Below are 16,131 nucleotides of genomic sequence, written 5' to 3'. Positions count from 1 at the left end.
TGGCGATTATTCCACCGGTTCACTGACCCATTTTGCTCCGGGATTGACAATGCCGAGGCTGAACGTCTCTTTCGCCAGAACGAAGAGCAACTTCAGCGCTTTTTCCGTTCGGAAGCTTCGCCTCGAGAACGCTTTCTTGGAATAGGCTGACCCGATCCCGCGGTTGCGGCGAATGACTGTAGTAACGGGCCGCGTTGCAGCATCTCGATAGTCGTCCCAAGGTCCGGTAAGGCCGTACGCGACGTTTAGGCGGCCGACGTCAACATCCGAAAAGAGCTCCACAGCGGACCTTGAGTTTGACGCCCTGCTCAATGCCTTGCGCAGTGACTGGTCGGACCAGATAGGGCGTCTTAGGTGCAATCGCGGCTCTTGAGGCGCACTCGAGATCCGTCGGTCAGGCTTCGATGCTTCCCGACAGCAGAATCTCCATCTGCCACTGCCATATGACTAGCTCCGGGTCCGCACCCTCGACGCAAGCCTCGAGTGCTTGGGTTCCCCTTGGTCCAATTTCGATCTCCTTGTAGGCGATCCAGGGCCTTTCGGGTGTCGCAGAGATGAGTCCGAAAGCTTTCAGGTCTGGCCGGTAGAAGTCGAGGATGCCTTCAGCATCTAGCCAATCGTGCCAGAAGCACTCGTTTTCCTCGTTGTCAACCTCGACTTGCCGCATCAGCCAAGTGGTTGCTCGAAACTCGGCCGCCATGTTTTTATCGATGGCCGGAACCAGATTGAGGGTGTTGTTGTTTGTCTTGTTCATACTCACTGCCTTCTTTTTGCTTTGGGATGGCGACTTCGGAAGCCGCGTCGCTCGCGCGTGGCTCCCGAGATCGCCGATTTCTTGGTTTCTGACTTGAGCAATCAGTCGTCGTTGTGCACAATTCGGTAGACGACGTTCTGGATCACCTTCAGCTCCCGCTGATCCAGGCCGACCTCAAACAAAACGATGTCATGTTCGTTCAATGCCTGCGCGATCACCGGCTGATGACACATGTTAGGATACTTGGCGGCTGCCACCTGTGCGCCGAGCATGGCCTGCGCCGGACGAAATGGCTCCGGCGAGCTGACCACCTGGAGCGTAACAATGATTGGCTCGGTCAGGTCTTCTGCGCTCATCAGAATGCCGTCGATCTCGGTTTGCCCGATACCCTCGAGAAATGTACGGGTCTTGCCCTGTATTCTTGCCAGGGGCATCGCCAGAAATCGTTCGAGGAGATTGTTTTCGCGTATAGCAAGCTCGAGGCGGGCGGACTCGCTGAGGCAACATGCCCGCAGGGCAGGGGAAGTCTGGTCGGGGACGGTGACGATCCTGCAATCATCGGTGAAGGTGATCCTTGCATCCGAGACGAGGACAAAACGGTACCGCCCCCGTCCGGTGGTCTCCAGCTGCCAGTCAAATCGATCCGGTGCCGTCGACCGAATAAGATCGGAGAGCCCCTCGCGGCGCCTCTGGCTGTAGATCAGGTCGCCGAGATTTGCCGGAAGATCGGTCCAGAGATCAGCGGCGGCAATCTCGAGATCTTTCCTAGTGAACCGGACTTCTTTGTCCCCGTCGCGATAGCTGGAGAAGAAGACGTGGGATGCAATCGCCGCATATCGTGACAACTCGCCAGTTTCCAGCTTTTGCCGGATCGTAGTGGTATCGATGGCGTTAGGTACGAGCGCTACCTTGGGAAAAGCGTCTTTCAGCTCTGCGATCTCGAAGAAGCTTGCCTGCTCTTCGCTGGCCCGCGCGGCAGGTGCATGCGGCTGTACCATCAGGTGCTCGACGCCCTCGTATCTGCGAGTTTCGGTGTTGATTTTTTGGATTGGGTTGGTCTTCATTTTTGATGTCTTTCGTTTTTTCGAGTTGCGTTCTGGGATCCCGCTCCCCGTCATGGAAAGCGAGTTGTTTTGGATCGATTGCTGGGTTGGGGGTCAGACGGTGGTGGTCTTCAAAGCGCCTGGGTCAGGAGCTTCGCTGGTGGCGTCCGAATGGCGCGCCGACAGAAGCCGGTCGATCTGGCTCCGCGTGAGCACCTTGTCGGCCTCGAAATCCTCCAGGACATTTGCAATCAGGATTTTCAGCGCTGCGAGCTTGTTGGATCGATCCAGCCGTTTGAGGTCATGAAAATCGAACTTGTTCGTGGAAGAGTTGAATGCTGCCAGAAGCAGATCGCGGGCTGCCGCGGAACTCGGCGTGCTGTGCTCTGTCGCCAGTGAATAGAGTCGCGCAAAGGACTCTTCGAGGGTCTGCCTGTTTACCTTGATGGGCTCAATGCCAAGGCTGTTTCTGGGCTCTCTGAAGCAGAAGGGAGTCTGCTGGTTCAGAGCATTCACATAGCGGATGATCTCGGAGGCGGCAGGATCTGAATCCGACTCCGCCAGTTCGATTCGTGCATAAGCTGCTCTTTGGGCGAGCTCGTGCGCCCTCTCAGCCGTTCTTGCAATTGCTGCCGAATGGGCTGCCGCGATATTCGCTCCATCAGAAAGCAACTCTATACGCTCCGATATTCGAAGATCGTCGTAGTGATGTTCATGAGCAAAATCGACGATGGTGCGAAGGAACGTGAACTTGAAGATCGCGCTCGATGTCTCAGGGTTCATACCTGTAGTCCTTTTTTTGGGTTGTGACCCAAGAATACAGGAAGGCCTGAGCGGCCTGTATAATTATGATATCAAACAGAAATTTGCAGGCGAAAGCTCGCCGCAACCTTTGATTGACTCGATTGGTCGCCCTCCAGAGAAGCGGTTTTTGCTCGGTCACCGCGATCGATGCGGCTATTTTTCGTTTTCTTGTGCCTCAGAGCACATAAATGGTCCGACCCGGTAGAATTTGACCTATCGGCGCTAAATGCGCTCAGCGTGCTCACATTTGAATTCTAGCGGTTACGGCGGAAACCTGCCGATCCGTGGGATTGGGCTGCCTTCGCGTCGCTCAATGAAAGGTCTTTCGTTGGGCACGGGCAGCCATGCGACCTCACTGATGAAATCTTGGCGTAACCACCGGTGATTATGTTTGAAGCTGCCGCGGTCAATTTCGACGGCGGCATACGGTAGATAAGGATTGTCCGGAATGAGTTTAATGCAGGAGAGGAAGCGCGCCGGTGCAGTGATGGCGGCTCTAGGAAGAATTCCCGGCGGCTATTGCGACTTGCGGAGGTCGGAGGAGCTGTACGCTCTCCTACAGGCAAGGGAGGTGTAGAATGCCGGATTTGATTATGAACAGATTGTACGCGTCTGCCGAGGTGCTGGACGCCTTGGGATCGGAAGACACCCTGGTCGACCTCGAGAAGTTCACACCGCCGCCAGAGGTCCCGGAGCAGGGTGAATTCGAAGCTGGAGCAGGGGAAATTGCACTTCGGGTCGCTCCTCATAGTTCGGAGCTGGGTTCTAACGACGGCTCCGAGACAGGTCCCGGCCAAGGCTGCAATGCGCTTATAGATCGGGAATACCTGGATGTTTTTAGGTCGATGGATGCGCTCTGGCGAAACCGGGATCCGGACTTCTGCCGCCTGGGTGCAGTGTCGCTCTTTGGACAAAACCTAGGTTGGGCGGCGCGCGAGAGCGTGAGAGAACCTGATCACCTCCGCTTTCTGACCGCATGGTCCGAGCCGTCGCCAGTCATACGGGAGATCTCGATTAGATACCCGGGCGAGGATATCAGGCTGGACTATGCTTCCCCGGACCGAAGTAATCCGTGCGGAGTAGTGGTTTTCAAAGCGGGAGAAATCCTGGAGATGCGAAAGGGAGATACATCTTTCGCGCATGATGTCTGGCGGGACGATGAAGACACCCGGTCATGATCTGACGCGCACCGGTCAAAAAGAAGATTCTTGATAACCACCTAAAACATTGACAATAAACAATTAAAATGTGTAATGTGTTCTTCCGCACCATCCATGAGGGAGAGCGCCCATGCTCCATGTTTTTCAGAGTGGCTTTCACCGTGCGCATGAAATCTCCGTGGTCATCCACGTGCTGATTTTTGTCGGCGAAATGCTGCATCGCGCCCACCTTGTCTGACGGTCATATTGTTTTGGAACAACATCTCTTTCGAATATCTCGAACCGGCCTCAATGCGGCCAGCGAGGCGGCGTGAGCCGCACCACCGGCCTTGGCAGGTCTTCAATTTCCGACACTGTCATCTGAACGAATTTTAGCTTGAACGATTTTCGCCCGTCATTCGTCCAGTGCATCCAGGCACCGCAAGCCCATATTGTATCTGCGATCTTCACGGGCCCGGCAAGTACCGGTTCTTCCTCCGACTCACGGGAAGGCGGCACCGTCAGCGTCGCCGACTTTTTCAGTGTGATCCCATTTAGCCGGCGGTGAAATCCAAGCCGCATTTCAGCGGTTGTCGACGTCAGGATCTCGACATGCGCTACGATCTCAAAACGCTGGTAGCCGAAATCGACCGATCCGGTCCAACAGGCGGCATCCCCACGGTCGCCGTCTTCATCTCTAAAAAGTAGTGCTTCAACTGTCCTTCGCATGATCATCTCCTTGATTGCACGAAGCAGATGATCCCGTCGTTGCAAGCCACAATCGTTCACCCAAAAAGTTTCGACTTGCCGCTTGTGCCTTGCAGACCGTCCGGCATCTCCCAACTGAACCCGCCTTGGCCAGTTGTGCTGTTAACCGCGCAGCCTCGCCGGGCACCGATTGGGGAGCAGGAGAAATGGGCACAGGAAGTGCAGTACGGCAAGGAGATGCCGCTGGTCGTAAGGATAGGAGAGGGCTAAGATCAGAGAAGCGCAAGCTGTCTCACCTGGTCGGTGTCCGGTTATCTCCCTTACTCCACGCAAGGCTGGAGAGGGCTGCGGAGGAACGAAACGAATCCACTGCCTCGCTGGCGCGCCGGATTCTCGCCGCGGCGCTGAAGCACGAGGCACCGCTACCGATCAGCCGGCCTCGCAAGACCAGACGTCCGGCCCGGATGACGGTAACGCATCATACAATGATCGGTTTCCTGGAAGAGCTACAACTGCTGAGCTCCAGACTCGGAAGACTTGAGCAATCCGGACTCTGCCGGATTGGTGGTTCGTGCGAGCAGGACGCCAAGCTCATTGAAGAAACCCGGGATCTTCTGTCGGAGATTGTCAGAACAGTCCGGGAGACTCGCTCGTGATCCTGAAATCTTCCCGCGTACCGGCAAGTCGGGCAAAGGTCCTCGCCAACTATCTCTCGGCACCCGGCGAGAACGAGTCCGTCGCCTGGATTCAAGGATCGAAGGAGACCGTCCATCTCTCCGCTGAGATAACTCGGATTGCTGGCGCGCCTTATGGCATTCGGCATGTGATCGCCGCCCCAGCGGCGGATTTCTCCATGGAAACGCTAGATCTGGTCATTGAGGAACTGGTCATTGAGTACGCCCTGTCGGACCAGGCGGCCGAGACGATTTCTGTCATCCAGCATGAAAAGAGGAGGGCAGGGGGGATCCCTTCCCTGCACTGGCATCTCTGCATCAGCGAATATGATTCAGGTTGGTCTCGTTCCCTTGGCAGCCGGTTTACGGGAATTCGTGACGAGAAAGTCGCGCGGATTTGTGAGCTGAGATCCCGCGAGCCAATCACGCCTGGGCGTTTCAACCGCGAGATCTATGAGAGACTGGAACGGGAGCGCCCGGAACTTGATCTTGACCGCTACAAGCGGGCCTTGAAATTGTCCGCCCATTGGGCCGGCCTGGACCAAAGCGACTGGAAGAAGGTTCGGGCGCGCTCTGCCTACAGCTCCGCATCGCACATGATTCATGACCGACGCCTGAAGAGCGCTGCAATTAGAACCGGTGTGGATACCGCCCCGGCATCCCTTCCCGAACTCCGACGCTGGCTGCGATTGATAGCATCCCAACTTGGAGCCGAAGCGCTCGTAAGACAGCTACGCCGGGATGGTTTTGAGCTGTTACCCGCCCTGAACGGCAAAGCGTGGAGGCTGGTAGGGCAGGGGATTGATCTCGGAGCGCTTGACCGGCTTTGCGGCCGGCCGGTGGCGGAGATCGATGCCGCGATGGCAGCCACGCTCGCGAGAGCCCAAAGTGTTCATTCGCATGAAACACCCAAATCCCTGGAGCTTCCGGTCAGCCGCTACAGGTTGGCAGAGGAAGCGCATCGGCAATCTGGCGCCGTGGCGGATTGAGTCTCGTCGCCTTCGTGTGCTCGCACTGCGGTGATATCAAGGGCAGCTGGATCAAGGAGTCGACGCATATCACCCTCAACGAGCTGACGATGCTCGACCAATGCGGTTGCGAGGGATTTCAACGCGCCGGCGTTCTTTCGAAGAATATCCACAGCCAGTTCAGACGCGCCTTTGAGGCGTTTTTCCACTCGCTTAAGATTCTCAGGATTGGCAAGCAACAGTGGAAGGCTGGTGCTATCGACCGGGTACCAGGCGAGACCAGAAGCTCCGAGCCCGAATGCCATGTCGATGCTGGCTGCAAGCCGCGTGGCCACAGCAAGATCGCTGTTTTCCGGACCACCGGCGCCTGCCGACGGCATGCCGAGGATCAACTCTTCCGCCGCCCGCCCCGCCAGGGCACAGGCGATCCCGGCTTCGAGGTTCTTGAGCGTTGGGTAGCGGGAGGTCTCTTTGAAGATGACCTCGCCCCCAGTTGCACCGATCTGAGCATGGACCGGGATACCTTTTCCGAGAGCAACGCCGACAATCGCATGGCCGGCCTCATGCAAGGCGGAACGCCATAGGTCTCCTTCTGGGATCGGGGACACCATGGAAGTAGCGGCATCGCGTAGGTCCTCTGCCGACAGCTCCCGGCCGCGGCGCCGCGCCCTGCTGCGCGCGTCCCGAACCAGAGCAGCGGCATCGGCTCCGCTGCGGCCGACAAGGCTGGAAGCAATCTCGCCGAGTGCAGCCGGTGGAATCTCCGGTCCGGAATGGGATCGAAGGATCTCGTTCAGAACCCGCTTTGATGGAAGCGATAACCGGATCTTCAAGTCAAACCGGCCGGAACGCTTCACCGCGGCATCCAGGTGATCGGGATGATTGCAAGCTGCAACGACCAGCACGCCCTCGACCGTCGAAATCCCATCCAGTTTTTCAAGCAGCGCGTTGACGACATTGCGAATGTAATCCGCATTGTCGCCGGATGCTGTCAGGCGATCGCCGAAACCATCGATTTCATCGATGAACAGAACGGAAGGTGCCTTTGCCTCCGCATCACGAAATGACTTGTGCATCGCCGCGAGCATGTCGCCCATGTGACCGTGCCTTTGCCACTCCGCATAACTTGCAGAAACAAGCGTTGCCCCGATGCGGTCGGCCAACTGGGCCGCGCAGAAAGTCTTGCCGGTGCCGGGCGGTCCAAAAAGAAGAACGCCATGCTGGATGTTCGACCAGTCGAGGTCGCCGGATTTCCACGCTTGCATATCGTCCGCGATTTGCTCGAGCGCCTCTCGTGCCGGGCCCAGCCCCTTGACCTGATCAAGCGCCTGGTCGCTGCCATCGGTACTTTGGCCCCCCACAAGATCCGAGAACCTGTCGAGTGCCTTTCGCGGCTGCGGCCAGCGGACGGCAGAAAGCACTTCGACGTCGTTCAGGTGCGTCAGTTCGGCGGAAGGTGGGAGACCATCAGAGAACCACTTCGCGAAAGATCGGTGATCGATGCGGTGGACGATCTGGTACAATTTGGCGATCAGTTCTTGGCAGAATGGGGCCAATGCGATCCTGAGCGTGGCCGATGCCCGGATTTCCTCCGGCAATTGCCGGGCGGTCTCCACGACGAAGAGAACTGGCTTGTCGTCCAGCAAAGCTTCCTTCGCCAGCCGGCTGAAGTCCTTGGAGCCTGACTTGCGGCTCCAGGAGTTGCTCTCAGGCGTGATGACCAAGCAGTCCGGCAAATGGGAATGCTTGTGCCTCATCGCCTTGAGCAGGCCCTTTGAAAGTACGTGCTCCGTGGCCTCAATGAGCTCGGAGTTGCCGGTCTCAACGATGGTGATCGCAAATGGGTCGAAGAGTGCGTCGACCATGCCCATGTTCTCGAGAGGCTGGGCGGATACCAGGCGTAGCAATGTGCATACGGCCAGGATGTCGTGGCTGGGTCTTCGGAAGAGCCATTTGTGCCCAACTCCTACTGCCTGCTGATGGGCGGGCACATTATCGGGCTTGAGCTCGAAGTCAGAAAGCTGGTCGAGCGCTTCCACGAACCAGGGGTGGCGGTGACACGAAATTACGGCGGGGCGCGTGACGAGATTGGACATCGCTCACCTTCCAAAAAAGAACTTCTGAACAGGGCAACTGGGTTGCCGCGCACGGCAAAGGGCAATCAGGCGCCCGGTATCTCGCGCCGTGTGGCCTGAAGCCGGTGTTCAGAGATCGTTGGAAAGGTGAGCAAAGTTGGTTTCTCTCGTCGGTGGAAGATCACCGTATCGAATGGTACCGACAATTGCAACCATACTCCCTGCTCAGTTGTTGCATATGCAATCCAAGAGCAATATCTTGCATCAAGGAGGCTCATTGCTATGCAAACTCACAATCCTTCACCCCTGGGTGCCGATCTAGACCGCGGCCGAGTACTCGCCAAGGCTGTCTTGAATGCGTCTGTCGAGCTCGGATTGAGTCAAAAAGAGCTAGGCGAGATCATAGGCCTTTCGGAGTCGATGGTATCCCGCCGGTTGAAATCCGGTGACCTTTCTTTGTCCGGTGTAAGCTTCAACCTTGCGGCGTACCTGGTGCGTGTATTTCGATCGCTCGACGCCATTGCAGGCGGGGATCGGGAAACGATGTTAGGCTGGATGTCCAATCCGAACCTGGACCTGGGCGGGCCACCGAGAGCGTTGATCCGTACGCCAGCCGGCCTTGTCGATACGATGAACTACCTGGACGCGCGCCGTGCTCCGACTTGATCCCAGACCGTATCGTGGGAATGTCTGGCGCATGATCGAAGGTCAGTACCGGCCATCGACAGCGCGTATCGTCGATACGAATGAGGAGCAGCGCATCCTCGAAGAAATCCTTGAGGACACCAAGCCGCCGGTGCCCGAGCCCTGCCGACATTTGGATTGGCCATTTCGATCGCCATTTCGATACGGTTGTTATCCAGGCCCGTCGCGATTTCGTCGAGCGGGTCGCACACCGGGCGTATTCTATTCATCGGAGCATTCGATCACGGCGCTGATCGAAACAACCTGGGGCAGGGTGCAAACCTTGCTTGCGTCGCCTGGAACTCCTTGGCCAAGAGCTGCAATCGAGCACACCGCGATCTGTGCGGATATCAACGTGGAAAAATCGATAGACTTGATGATGCAACCGCTTGCGTCACAGGGAAACTGGCTTGATCCCGCCGACTATTTCGAATGCCTCGACATTGCTGATATGGCTCATACGGAAGGCGTCGAGGCGATCCGATATCAGTCGGTACGGGATCCGCAAGGTCGCGCCAATGTCGCGGTTTTGACTTGCGGTGCCTTTGCCCAACCAGCGCCAGTCCGCCAGGAAACCTGGAAAGTATTGATGTCACCCAGCCTGATCAGGGCCTATTGCGAGACTCTGCGCCAGGATCATCAATATGCCGTTGGTGAGCAGGCGTTGGAGCTGGCCTGAAGAACGAACGTTCGCAGATGCGGTCCCCAGCTCGCTCCGACCGAGAGCTTTGGGTCATGTTGATGCTTCCGAGAATGAATTTCATGGCTCGTAGGTCGGCAAGCCATCGATCCCATCATGGATCTTTGCATCCTGATCGAAACTAACGAATTTCAGGTTGAGCGACCAGGCCAGCTTCATAGCCGCACGAAATGCAGGACAGGGACAAGCTGCCAGTGTCCGACATTCGGCCTCCGGATGTGGACATTCGCCGATATAGAACACAAACCCGTACTCGGTCAAAAAAGTGGGGTCCTGATAGAACTCGCCCAGTCGAATTTGCCGTCTTGTTTCATTCGGCAGGTGATCGGTGGATAGATCCAACATGAACAGGGCGCGGATGGGTCCAACCTCAACGATGGCCATGACCGCTCACACCCGAGTTGTCGCAGGATCTGGAACTTGGACCAGACTGCTTGGAAAAGACTCGCGGTCTATGCATCGGTCAGAGCCACGTCTTGGGGTCACAGTCGAACGCACGAAACACCGTGGGAGGTCGGTCTTGCAGCCGGTCGCGGGCAAGCTCAACGTAATCAGTGTTCAGGTCGATGCCAACATACCGCCGCCTCAGATCCGCAGCGACTACTCCAGTCGTTCCGGAACCGAAAAACGGATCTAGGACAATATCGCCCGGCTTAGTCGAGGACAGGATGCATGGTCGAACCAAATCTTCGGGGTAGGTTGCGAAATGCGCTCCTTTGTAAGGTTTCGTATTGATCGACCATACCGAACGTGGGTTGCGGCCGTTGTTTTCCAGGACCGCTTCCCGGTCATAGAAGTACCGCTCGGACTTTGAGAGCATGAAAAGATACTCATGACAGCGCGTTGGGCGGTCCTTCACGCTTTCGGGCATGGCATTGGGCTTGTGCCAGATCGTATCCGAGCGCAAATGCCAACCTTGGCTTTGAAGGGCGATTGCCAACCTCCAAGGTACGCCGAGCAGGTCCTTCGCCTTCAAACCCTCCGGTGTCCTGGGGCGAGCCGACATCTCGCGCGCGCGGTTCAAGTGGTCGGGCGCACGGCGGTTACGATTTCCACTCGTGTAACCGTCGCCGAGATTCAACCAGAGCAAGCCATCGTCGCGCAATACCCGTCGCACCTCGCTGAAGACAGCCATCAGCCGGTTGAGGTATTCCGGAAGGGTCGCTTCGAGCCCAATCTGCCGGGGATGGCCGTAATCCCGGACGCTCCAATATGGCGGAGACGTCACGGCGCATTGTACCGACTTGTCCTTAAGTTGCCGAAGAGTGGAAAGCGCGTCTCCGACCACGATAATGTTGTCGTCAGCCTGGAAGAGTTCGTTGAAATGGTTGGTCATGGAATGCCTGCTCAAGATTATGCAGGCACAATACCTGAACCGACGAATCCGCGCGTTTACAGGTGGTTAAAAAATGAGGTCCGTTCGCTGCGCTCCACAGCAGCGACGACAGCCAAATCACCGGTAGGCCTTTGCAACACTCGATGGCTCCAGTGAAACGGCAGACGTCTTTAGATGCCCCCCAATAGCCACCCGTGAGGATGGCTGAAATCTGCCTATGCGGCAGAAGAAGAGATGCGATCTTGGATAGTTTCAGTGTTTCTTCCCAAAGCCACTTACGCAGTGGCTAGGTCGATTTCCTAAGCTTTTTGCGGTGACTGGCGAAGGCTGTGAAGGTCGAGCTAATCAATACAATGGTGTACACGTATGACAGAACTGCCGGTGTCGGGATTTTGCCTCACCGACGTCTAAGCCCCTTTCGGCGAGAGGCCATCTCCATCGAAGAAATGTAAGCGCCTCGCCGCCCCCCTATGCAGCGAGGGTTGACGTTTTCGCGAAGGACCACGGCATCAGCTCTTCGATGCGTTTTGCGGGATGGCCATCGAGGTCGCGCGCAGGGTTTCCGCGATGTAGGCGACCGGGTTCACGTTGCTCATCTTGCAGGTGGCGATCAGCGAAGCGAGCATTGCCCAGTTTTCGGCCCCGACTTCATGTCCTGCGAACAAGGCGTTCTTTCGGGTAAGAGCGATAGGGCGGATCTGGTTTTCGACCGGGTTGGTATCCAGTTCGAGCCGCCCGTCTTCGAGAAAGCGGGTGAGCCCCGGCCAAAGGGACAGCGTGTAGCGGATGTCCTCGGCCAGCTTCGAGGATCTGGGGATGCGGGAGAGTTGCGCTTCAAGGCATGGTCTGAAGGCCGCGATAATCGGTGCGGCGAGATCCTTCCTGGCCGTCAGTCGGATGTCCGGTGCCGAACTGCGAACGGATTTCTCGATAGCATAGAGTTCGGCGATCTGGCGCAGGGCTTCCCCGGCAATGGGCGAGCCGTCGTTTTCCAGCCGCTTGACGAACCGCCGCCGGACATGGGTCCAGCAATGCACCAACTGCCACGGCCCTTCGGGCCGGTCGAGGTCGACGAGCTTGTTGTAGGCATCGTAGCCGTCACATTGCAGGAACCGTCCGCGATAGCCGTCGAGGTAATGCTTCGCATGGATGGCGCCGCGGCCGGGAGCGTAGTGGAACATCACGATGGGTGGGCCGGCGCCGCCATGGCCCCGGTCGTCGCGAACGACGGCCCAGAAGTATCCGGTCTTGGTTCGTTTGCGCCCTGGATCGAGCACCGGGGCCCGCGTCTCGTCTATTACCCGGCAGGCGATTGCGCAGCAATCTGCCGAGAGGGCATGAACACCCGGTCGGCGGCCTTCAAATGCGCACGCATGTGTTCGACAATCGGCTTCAAGTGGAAGCAGGCCCGACCGACCCAATTGCCCAGAGTGGCCCGGTCGAGCGCGATCCCCTGGCGGGTGTATATTTCGGCCTGCCGGTAGAATGGCAGGTGATCCCCAAGCTTGGAGACGATGACTTGCGCGATCAGGGCTTCGGTCGGCAAACCGCCCGGAACGACGTGTTCAGGCGCATGGGCCTGCACCACCGCACCGGAACAGCGACGACAGGCGTATCGGGGTCGGCGCGTGACCAACACCCGCAGCTGGGCCGGAACGATGTCGAGCCGCTCGGAGACATCCTCGCCGATCTTCGCCATCTCGCCACAGCCGCAAGGGCACAGCGTGCTTTCCGGCTCAATCACCCGTTCAATCCGCGGAAGGTACTTCGGTAAATGCCCTCGGTTCCGGTTGGGAGAACGGCTCTCGGCAGCGGCAGCGCCCTTCAGGGCACCTCGCGCTTTCTCCTGTGCCGCCTCCAGCACGCCCTGGGCGAGTTCCACATCTTCCAGAGGAAGGTTGAACTGCTCGGGGTCGAGCTTCTCAGAGCGGGCCGAGAACTTCTCTCGCCGCAATTCGCTGACGATGCTCTCCAACCGCCGCTGTGCCTCCACCGCATCCGCCAGCGCCGCCTCGGTCTCGGCGAGGCGCGCCTTCAGGCGAGCGTTTTCTTCGGCCAGGGCAGCGTCGGTCATGACCGCGATCAACCATATGGGCACCGTTGCCACCATGGCCAAAACCGCGTCGAGTCACTCCGCCGCACTCACCCCGCCAGCTCTGGCCGGCGCACGCGCTCCGGGCGTACCAGACGCCAGTCGAGCCCTTCGAACAGGGCCGAGAACTGCGCGGGCGACATCTTCATCACGCCATCCTGCACCTGCGGCCAGACGAACTTCGCCCTTTCCAGGCGCTTGTGCACCAACACCATTCCGGTTCTGTCCCAGATCAACACCTTGATCCGATCCGCACGCTTGGCACGGAGTGAGGCGCGAGCGCGCCATCGGTTCAAGCGCCGCGCCGAACGAAAGCCGCCCCGCTGAACGGATCGAGCCCCATGATCTCCTGCGCGACCAGCGCCAGACCATTGATGCCCTTTCGGAAGTCTACCGGCCGCATTGCCACGTAGATCCGCAACTGCCCCTGTGGCGAGATCATTGGTAAGCCGCCCGCACAGCACGGATCACTCGCACCAAGTGTTCCTCCTCGATGTCAGAGCCAACCCGTATAGTGATCCCGGCCACGACCAGTTCAATGCGAGCACTCGCCTTGCCGGATTTTACCCTCGGCTTGCATCGGGGCTCCGGAGCGGTCGGCTCAACCACAAGCGCCGCGAAGGCTGGCTCGGAAACCGCATCCTCCGGCAAGGCCAGCTTGCCTGCCGCCAACTTCCTACGCCAGTCGTAAACCTGCCAGCGCGTCACACCGTGCCGCCGCGCCACGTCCGCCACCTTCACGCCAGGGACATGGCTTTCCGCCGCAATCCGCGCCCGTTCGACCTCGCTAAGCTGCCGCCGCCCGCTGCGCCCTTCGATGACTTCCATGCGGCCCGCGAAACCATCGCTCGAGCCGTCCAAATGGCCGTCCATTTTGACGTCCCATGTTCTGCCTCATCACGACAGAAATCTCACGACAAACACAAAGACTGTCAATCGGCACCGAACTTTGACCCCGTATCGGCGTCCAACTTTGACCCCTCTGGCATGACGGTAGCTGGCCCGATCCGGCTGCGCCACTTGAAAGCTCCGCCCGCATCGGGCCAGCGGCGTTTCCGAGCTCATTCGCGGGTCTTGAAGCGCCAGCTTTCGTTGCCGGTTTCTATGATGTCGCAGTGATGCGTGAGGCGATCCAGCAGGGCGGTGGTCATCTTCGGACTCTCTCAAAACGACACTTCACACACGCCAAGCCCGAAACGACACTTCACACACACAGCAGCCTATAACGACACTTTACACACGCAGAATCACCACTTTACACACGGGGGGGGGGCTGTAACTTTCTGATATATAATGGAGAAAGAGCGTAAGCGACGGCTGAGCCCCACGTTGTAGGCTCGACCACGTGCTGCGAGATCTTCTCCATCTCATGATGGGGAGTGCGTTTCGCAATGTGTGGGCAGAATTCGTTTCTCAGATCGTTGGGCGTGGAGATCTATGCGTCCAGGCACCGGCGGTGGCCGGATGATGTGAAGGCGCAGGTCGTTGCGGAGACGTTGGAACCGGGTGCGACCGTGAACGCCGTGGCGGCGCGGTATGATCTTCTTCCGAACCAGCTCTCGGCCTGGCGGCGGTTGGCCAAGCAGGGGAAGCTGGTCCTGCCGGCGCCGGAGATCGATGAGCCGGTCTTTGCGCCGCTGGTGGTGTGTGAAGTGGAGCCGAAGGAACCGCCGCGAGAGACTACGCGCACCGATAACGACATCCGGATCGTGGTTGGTGAGGTGAGGGTCGAGCTTGCCATCGATACCCCTTCAGAGCGGATCGCAGAGATCGTCCATGCCCTTGGGACCCGGCCATGCTGATGCCGTCGCAGGGCGTGCGGATTCTGGTGGCGACGAGGCCTGCGGATTTCCGGAAGGGGCATGACGGGTTGGCGGCACTGGTCCAGTCGGTATTGCAGGAGGATCCGTTCACCGGCACGGTCTTTGTCTTCCGTGCCAAGCGTGCGGATCGCTTGAAGATCCTGTTCTGGGACGGGACCGGGCTGGTGATGGCATACAAACGGCTGGAGGACAGCAGCTTCACTTGGCCGGCAATCCGGAACGGCACGATGACGCTGAACCGGGCGCAGTTCGAAGCCCTGTTCGCCGGTCTGGACTGGCGGCGGGTGCGGTCTTTGGAGGTGAGCCGACCGGCTGTGGCAGAGTGACTCGGAGGCTTAAATCGCAGGCCATCCGCGCCGGATCGGGGTAAAACCGGCCCATGTCCAGCGCCCCCGCCATCGACCTTTCTGCCATCCCCGAAGACCAGCGCGACGCTGTTCTTGCGGTGCTGCGCGAACGCGATGCTCTCAAGGAGATCAACAAGCGCCTGGAGCACCTCGTGGCGGAGCTGAACCAGGTCGTGCATGGGAAGCGGTCGGAAAAGCTGAATGACGACGAGCGCCAACTGGCGTTCGAGGATCTCGAAACGGCGGTGGCCGAGGTCGAGACGCAGCAGGACGAGCAGACCCCCTCGCGGCCTGCCACACGTCGCACCGTCCGGCGCAATCGTGGCAATCTGCCCAAGGACCTGCCGCGGATAGAACAGGTGATCGAACCGGACAGCCTGGAGTGTCCGTGCGGTTGTGGGGAAATGCACCAGATTGGCGAAGACCGCACCGAACGGCTGGATATCGTACCCGCACAACTGCGGGTCATCGTCACCATCCGCCCAAAATATGCCTGCCGCGCCTGCGCCGAAGGTGTGACCCAGGCGCCGACACCCAGCCATCTGATCGAGGGCGGCCTACCGACCGAAGGCGCCATCGCCCACGTGCTGGTCAGCAAGTATTCCGACCATCTGCCGCTTTACAGACAGAGCCAGATCCTGGCCCGATCCGGGATCGACCTGCACCGCAGCACGCTGGCGGATTGGATCGGCACCGCCGCGTTCCACCTTGCCCCAGTTGTGGATCGGCTGGCCGAGCATCTGAAGGGCTCCAGCAAGCTCTTCATGGATGAGACAACGGCCCCGGTTCTTGATCCCGGTCGAGGGCGAACGAAGACTGGCTACCTCTGGGCCCTGGCTCGGGATGACCGGCGATGGGGTGGAGATGATCCGCCCGGCGTGGTCTTCACCTATGCGCCCGACCGCGCCGGCCAAAACGCGGAACGTATCCTGAGAGGCTTCGATGGCATCCTGCAGCTCGACGGCTATCAGGGCTACAACCGGC

17 protein-coding genes and 2 pseudogenes are annotated in these 16,131 nt (G+C 58.8%); 7 read left to right on the top strand and 12 right to left on the bottom strand.

The window, feature by feature from the left end; genetic code table 11:
• Window positions 1-394: 394 nt before the first annotated feature.
• From AX756_RS23285 to AX756_RS23275, 3 genes are all read right to left on the bottom strand, one after another.
• Entirely contained in the window at window positions 395-754 is a 360-nt protein-coding gene (locus tag AX756_RS23285; RefSeq protein ID WP_068317892.1) for a hypothetical protein, read from the bottom strand.
• 101 nt (window positions 755-855) lie between these two features.
• On the bottom strand, window positions 856-1,818 hold the full coding sequence (locus AX756_RS23280) for a hypothetical protein (RefSeq protein ID WP_068317888.1): 963 nt from the start codon (window positions 1,816-1,818) through the stop codon (window positions 856-858).
• 93 nt (window positions 1,819-1,911) lie between these two features.
• The gene (locus tag AX756_RS23275; protein ID WP_068317886.1) at window positions 1,912-2,580 is read right to left on the bottom strand and encodes a DUF7673 family protein; all 669 of its coding nucleotides are present in this window, start codon (window positions 2,578-2,580) and stop codon (window positions 1,912-1,914) included.
• A 599-nt stretch (window positions 2,581-3,179) separates the two neighbouring features.
• On the opposite strand from AX756_RS23275, the gene AX756_RS23270 reads away from it, so the two are divergent.
• Window positions 3,180-3,779 carry a DUF1281 family ferredoxin-like fold protein gene (locus AX756_RS23270; protein WP_068317883.1) on the top strand — a complete coding sequence of 200 codons (600 nt, stop codon included), beginning with the start codon at window positions 3,180-3,182 and terminating at the stop codon, window positions 3,777-3,779.
• A gap of 270 nt (window positions 3,780-4,049) precedes the next feature.
• On the opposite strand, the gene AX756_RS23265 is transcribed toward AX756_RS23270, so the two are convergent.
• The gene (locus AX756_RS23265; RefSeq protein ID WP_156461649.1) at window positions 4,050-4,469 is read right to left on the bottom strand and encodes a hypothetical protein; all 420 of its coding nucleotides are present in this window, start codon (window positions 4,467-4,469) and stop codon (window positions 4,050-4,052) included.
• A gap of 631 nt (window positions 4,470-5,100) precedes the next feature.
• Here AX756_RS23265 and AX756_RS23255 point away from each other — a divergent pair.
• Window positions 5,101-6,111: a hypothetical protein gene (locus tag AX756_RS23255; protein ID WP_068317874.1), complete on the top strand. Its 1,011-nt coding sequence runs from the start codon at window positions 5,101-5,103 to the stop codon at window positions 6,109-6,111.
• Here AX756_RS23255 and AX756_RS23250 read toward each other — a convergent pair.
• Entirely contained in the window at window positions 6,060-8,186 is a 2,127-nt protein-coding gene (locus AX756_RS23250) for an AAA family ATPase (protein ID WP_082739326.1), read from the bottom strand. The genes AX756_RS23255 and AX756_RS23250 overlap by 52 nt on opposite strands.
• 261 nt (window positions 8,187-8,447) lie before the next feature.
• On the opposite strand from AX756_RS23250, the gene AX756_RS23240 reads away from it, so the two are divergent.
• Window positions 8,448-8,831 (top strand): MbcA/ParS/Xre antitoxin family protein, encoded by a 384-nt coding sequence (locus tag AX756_RS23240; protein ID WP_068317869.1) that lies wholly within the window; start codon window positions 8,448-8,450, stop codon window positions 8,829-8,831.
• Window positions 8,832-8,862: 31 nt separating this feature from the next.
• On the top strand, window positions 8,863-9,528 hold the full coding sequence (locus AX756_RS23235) for an RES family NAD+ phosphorylase (protein ID WP_068317866.1): 666 nt from the start codon (window positions 8,863-8,865) through the stop codon (window positions 9,526-9,528).
• Window positions 9,529-9,609: 81 nt separating this feature from the next.
• On the opposite strand, the gene AX756_RS23230 is transcribed toward AX756_RS23235, so the two are convergent.
• The 7 genes and pseudogenes from AX756_RS23230 to AX756_RS25330 form a co-directional block, all read right to left on the bottom strand.
• Complete coding sequence (locus tag AX756_RS23230; RefSeq protein WP_068317862.1) at window positions 9,610-9,933, bottom strand: DUF5983 family protein; 324 nt, start codon at window positions 9,931-9,933, stop codon at window positions 9,610-9,612.
• 79 nt (window positions 9,934-10,012) lie between these two features.
• Window positions 10,013-10,885: a DNA-methyltransferase gene (locus AX756_RS23225; RefSeq protein ID WP_068317858.1), complete on the bottom strand. Its 873-nt coding sequence runs from the start codon at window positions 10,883-10,885 to the stop codon at window positions 10,013-10,015.
• A 468-nt stretch (window positions 10,886-11,353) separates the two neighbouring features.
• Window positions 11,354-12,959 (bottom strand): annotated as a pseudogene (gene tnpC, locus AX756_RS23220) (IS66 family transposase).
• Window positions 12,960-13,027: 68 nt separating this feature from the next.
• Window positions 13,028-13,273, bottom strand: coding sequence for an IS66 family insertion sequence element accessory protein TnpB (gene tnpB / locus AX756_RS26525; protein WP_082739325.1), 246 nt, complete (start codon window positions 13,271-13,273; stop codon window positions 13,028-13,030).
• On the bottom strand, window positions 13,270-13,419 hold the full coding sequence (gene tnpB, locus AX756_RS26705) for an IS66 family insertion sequence element accessory protein TnpB (RefSeq protein ID WP_082739324.1): 150 nt from the start codon (window positions 13,417-13,419) through the stop codon (window positions 13,270-13,272). The genes tnpB (AX756_RS26525) and tnpB (AX756_RS26705) overlap by 4 nt, the downstream gene beginning before the upstream one ends.
• The gene (gene tnpA / locus AX756_RS23215) at window positions 13,416-13,850 is read right to left on the bottom strand and encodes an IS66-like element accessory protein TnpA (RefSeq protein ID WP_068317855.1); all 435 of its coding nucleotides are present in this window, start codon (window positions 13,848-13,850) and stop codon (window positions 13,416-13,418) included. Before tnpA (AX756_RS23215) ends, tnpB (AX756_RS26705) begins: the two co-directional genes overlap by 4 nt.
• Window positions 13,851-14,038: 188 nt before the next feature.
• A pseudogene (locus AX756_RS25330) lies at window positions 14,039-14,131 on the bottom strand (ATP-binding protein); the annotation flags it as partial.
• A 237-nt stretch (window positions 14,132-14,368) separates the two neighbouring features.
• On the opposite strand from AX756_RS25330, the gene tnpA (AX756_RS23210) reads away from it, so the two are divergent.
• The 3 genes from tnpA (AX756_RS23210) to tnpC (AX756_RS23200) form a co-directional block, all read left to right on the top strand.
• The gene (gene tnpA, locus AX756_RS23210; RefSeq protein WP_156461648.1) at window positions 14,369-14,779 is read left to right on the top strand and encodes an IS66-like element accessory protein TnpA; all 411 of its coding nucleotides are present in this window, start codon (window positions 14,369-14,371) and stop codon (window positions 14,777-14,779) included.
• Window positions 14,773-15,126, top strand: a complete 354-nt coding sequence (gene tnpB, locus AX756_RS23205; protein ID WP_068317852.1) for an IS66 family insertion sequence element accessory protein TnpB — start codon at window positions 14,773-14,775, stop codon at window positions 15,124-15,126. The genes tnpA (AX756_RS23210) and tnpB (AX756_RS23205) overlap by 7 nt, the downstream gene beginning before the upstream one ends.
• 53 nt (window positions 15,127-15,179) lie before the next feature.
• The coding region (tnpC, locus tag AX756_RS23200; protein WP_156461647.1) for an IS66 family transposase at window positions 15,180-16,131 on the top strand (952 nt) is incomplete at its 3' end.

Origin of the sequence: Aliiruegeria sabulilitoris (genome assembly GCF_001558155.1) — a bacterium.
GTDB classification, from domain to species: Bacteria; Pseudomonadota; Alphaproteobacteria; order Rhodobacterales; family Rhodobacteraceae; genus Tropicimonas; species Tropicimonas sabulilitoris.
This window is presented reverse-complemented; position numbering and strand designations above follow the sequence as displayed.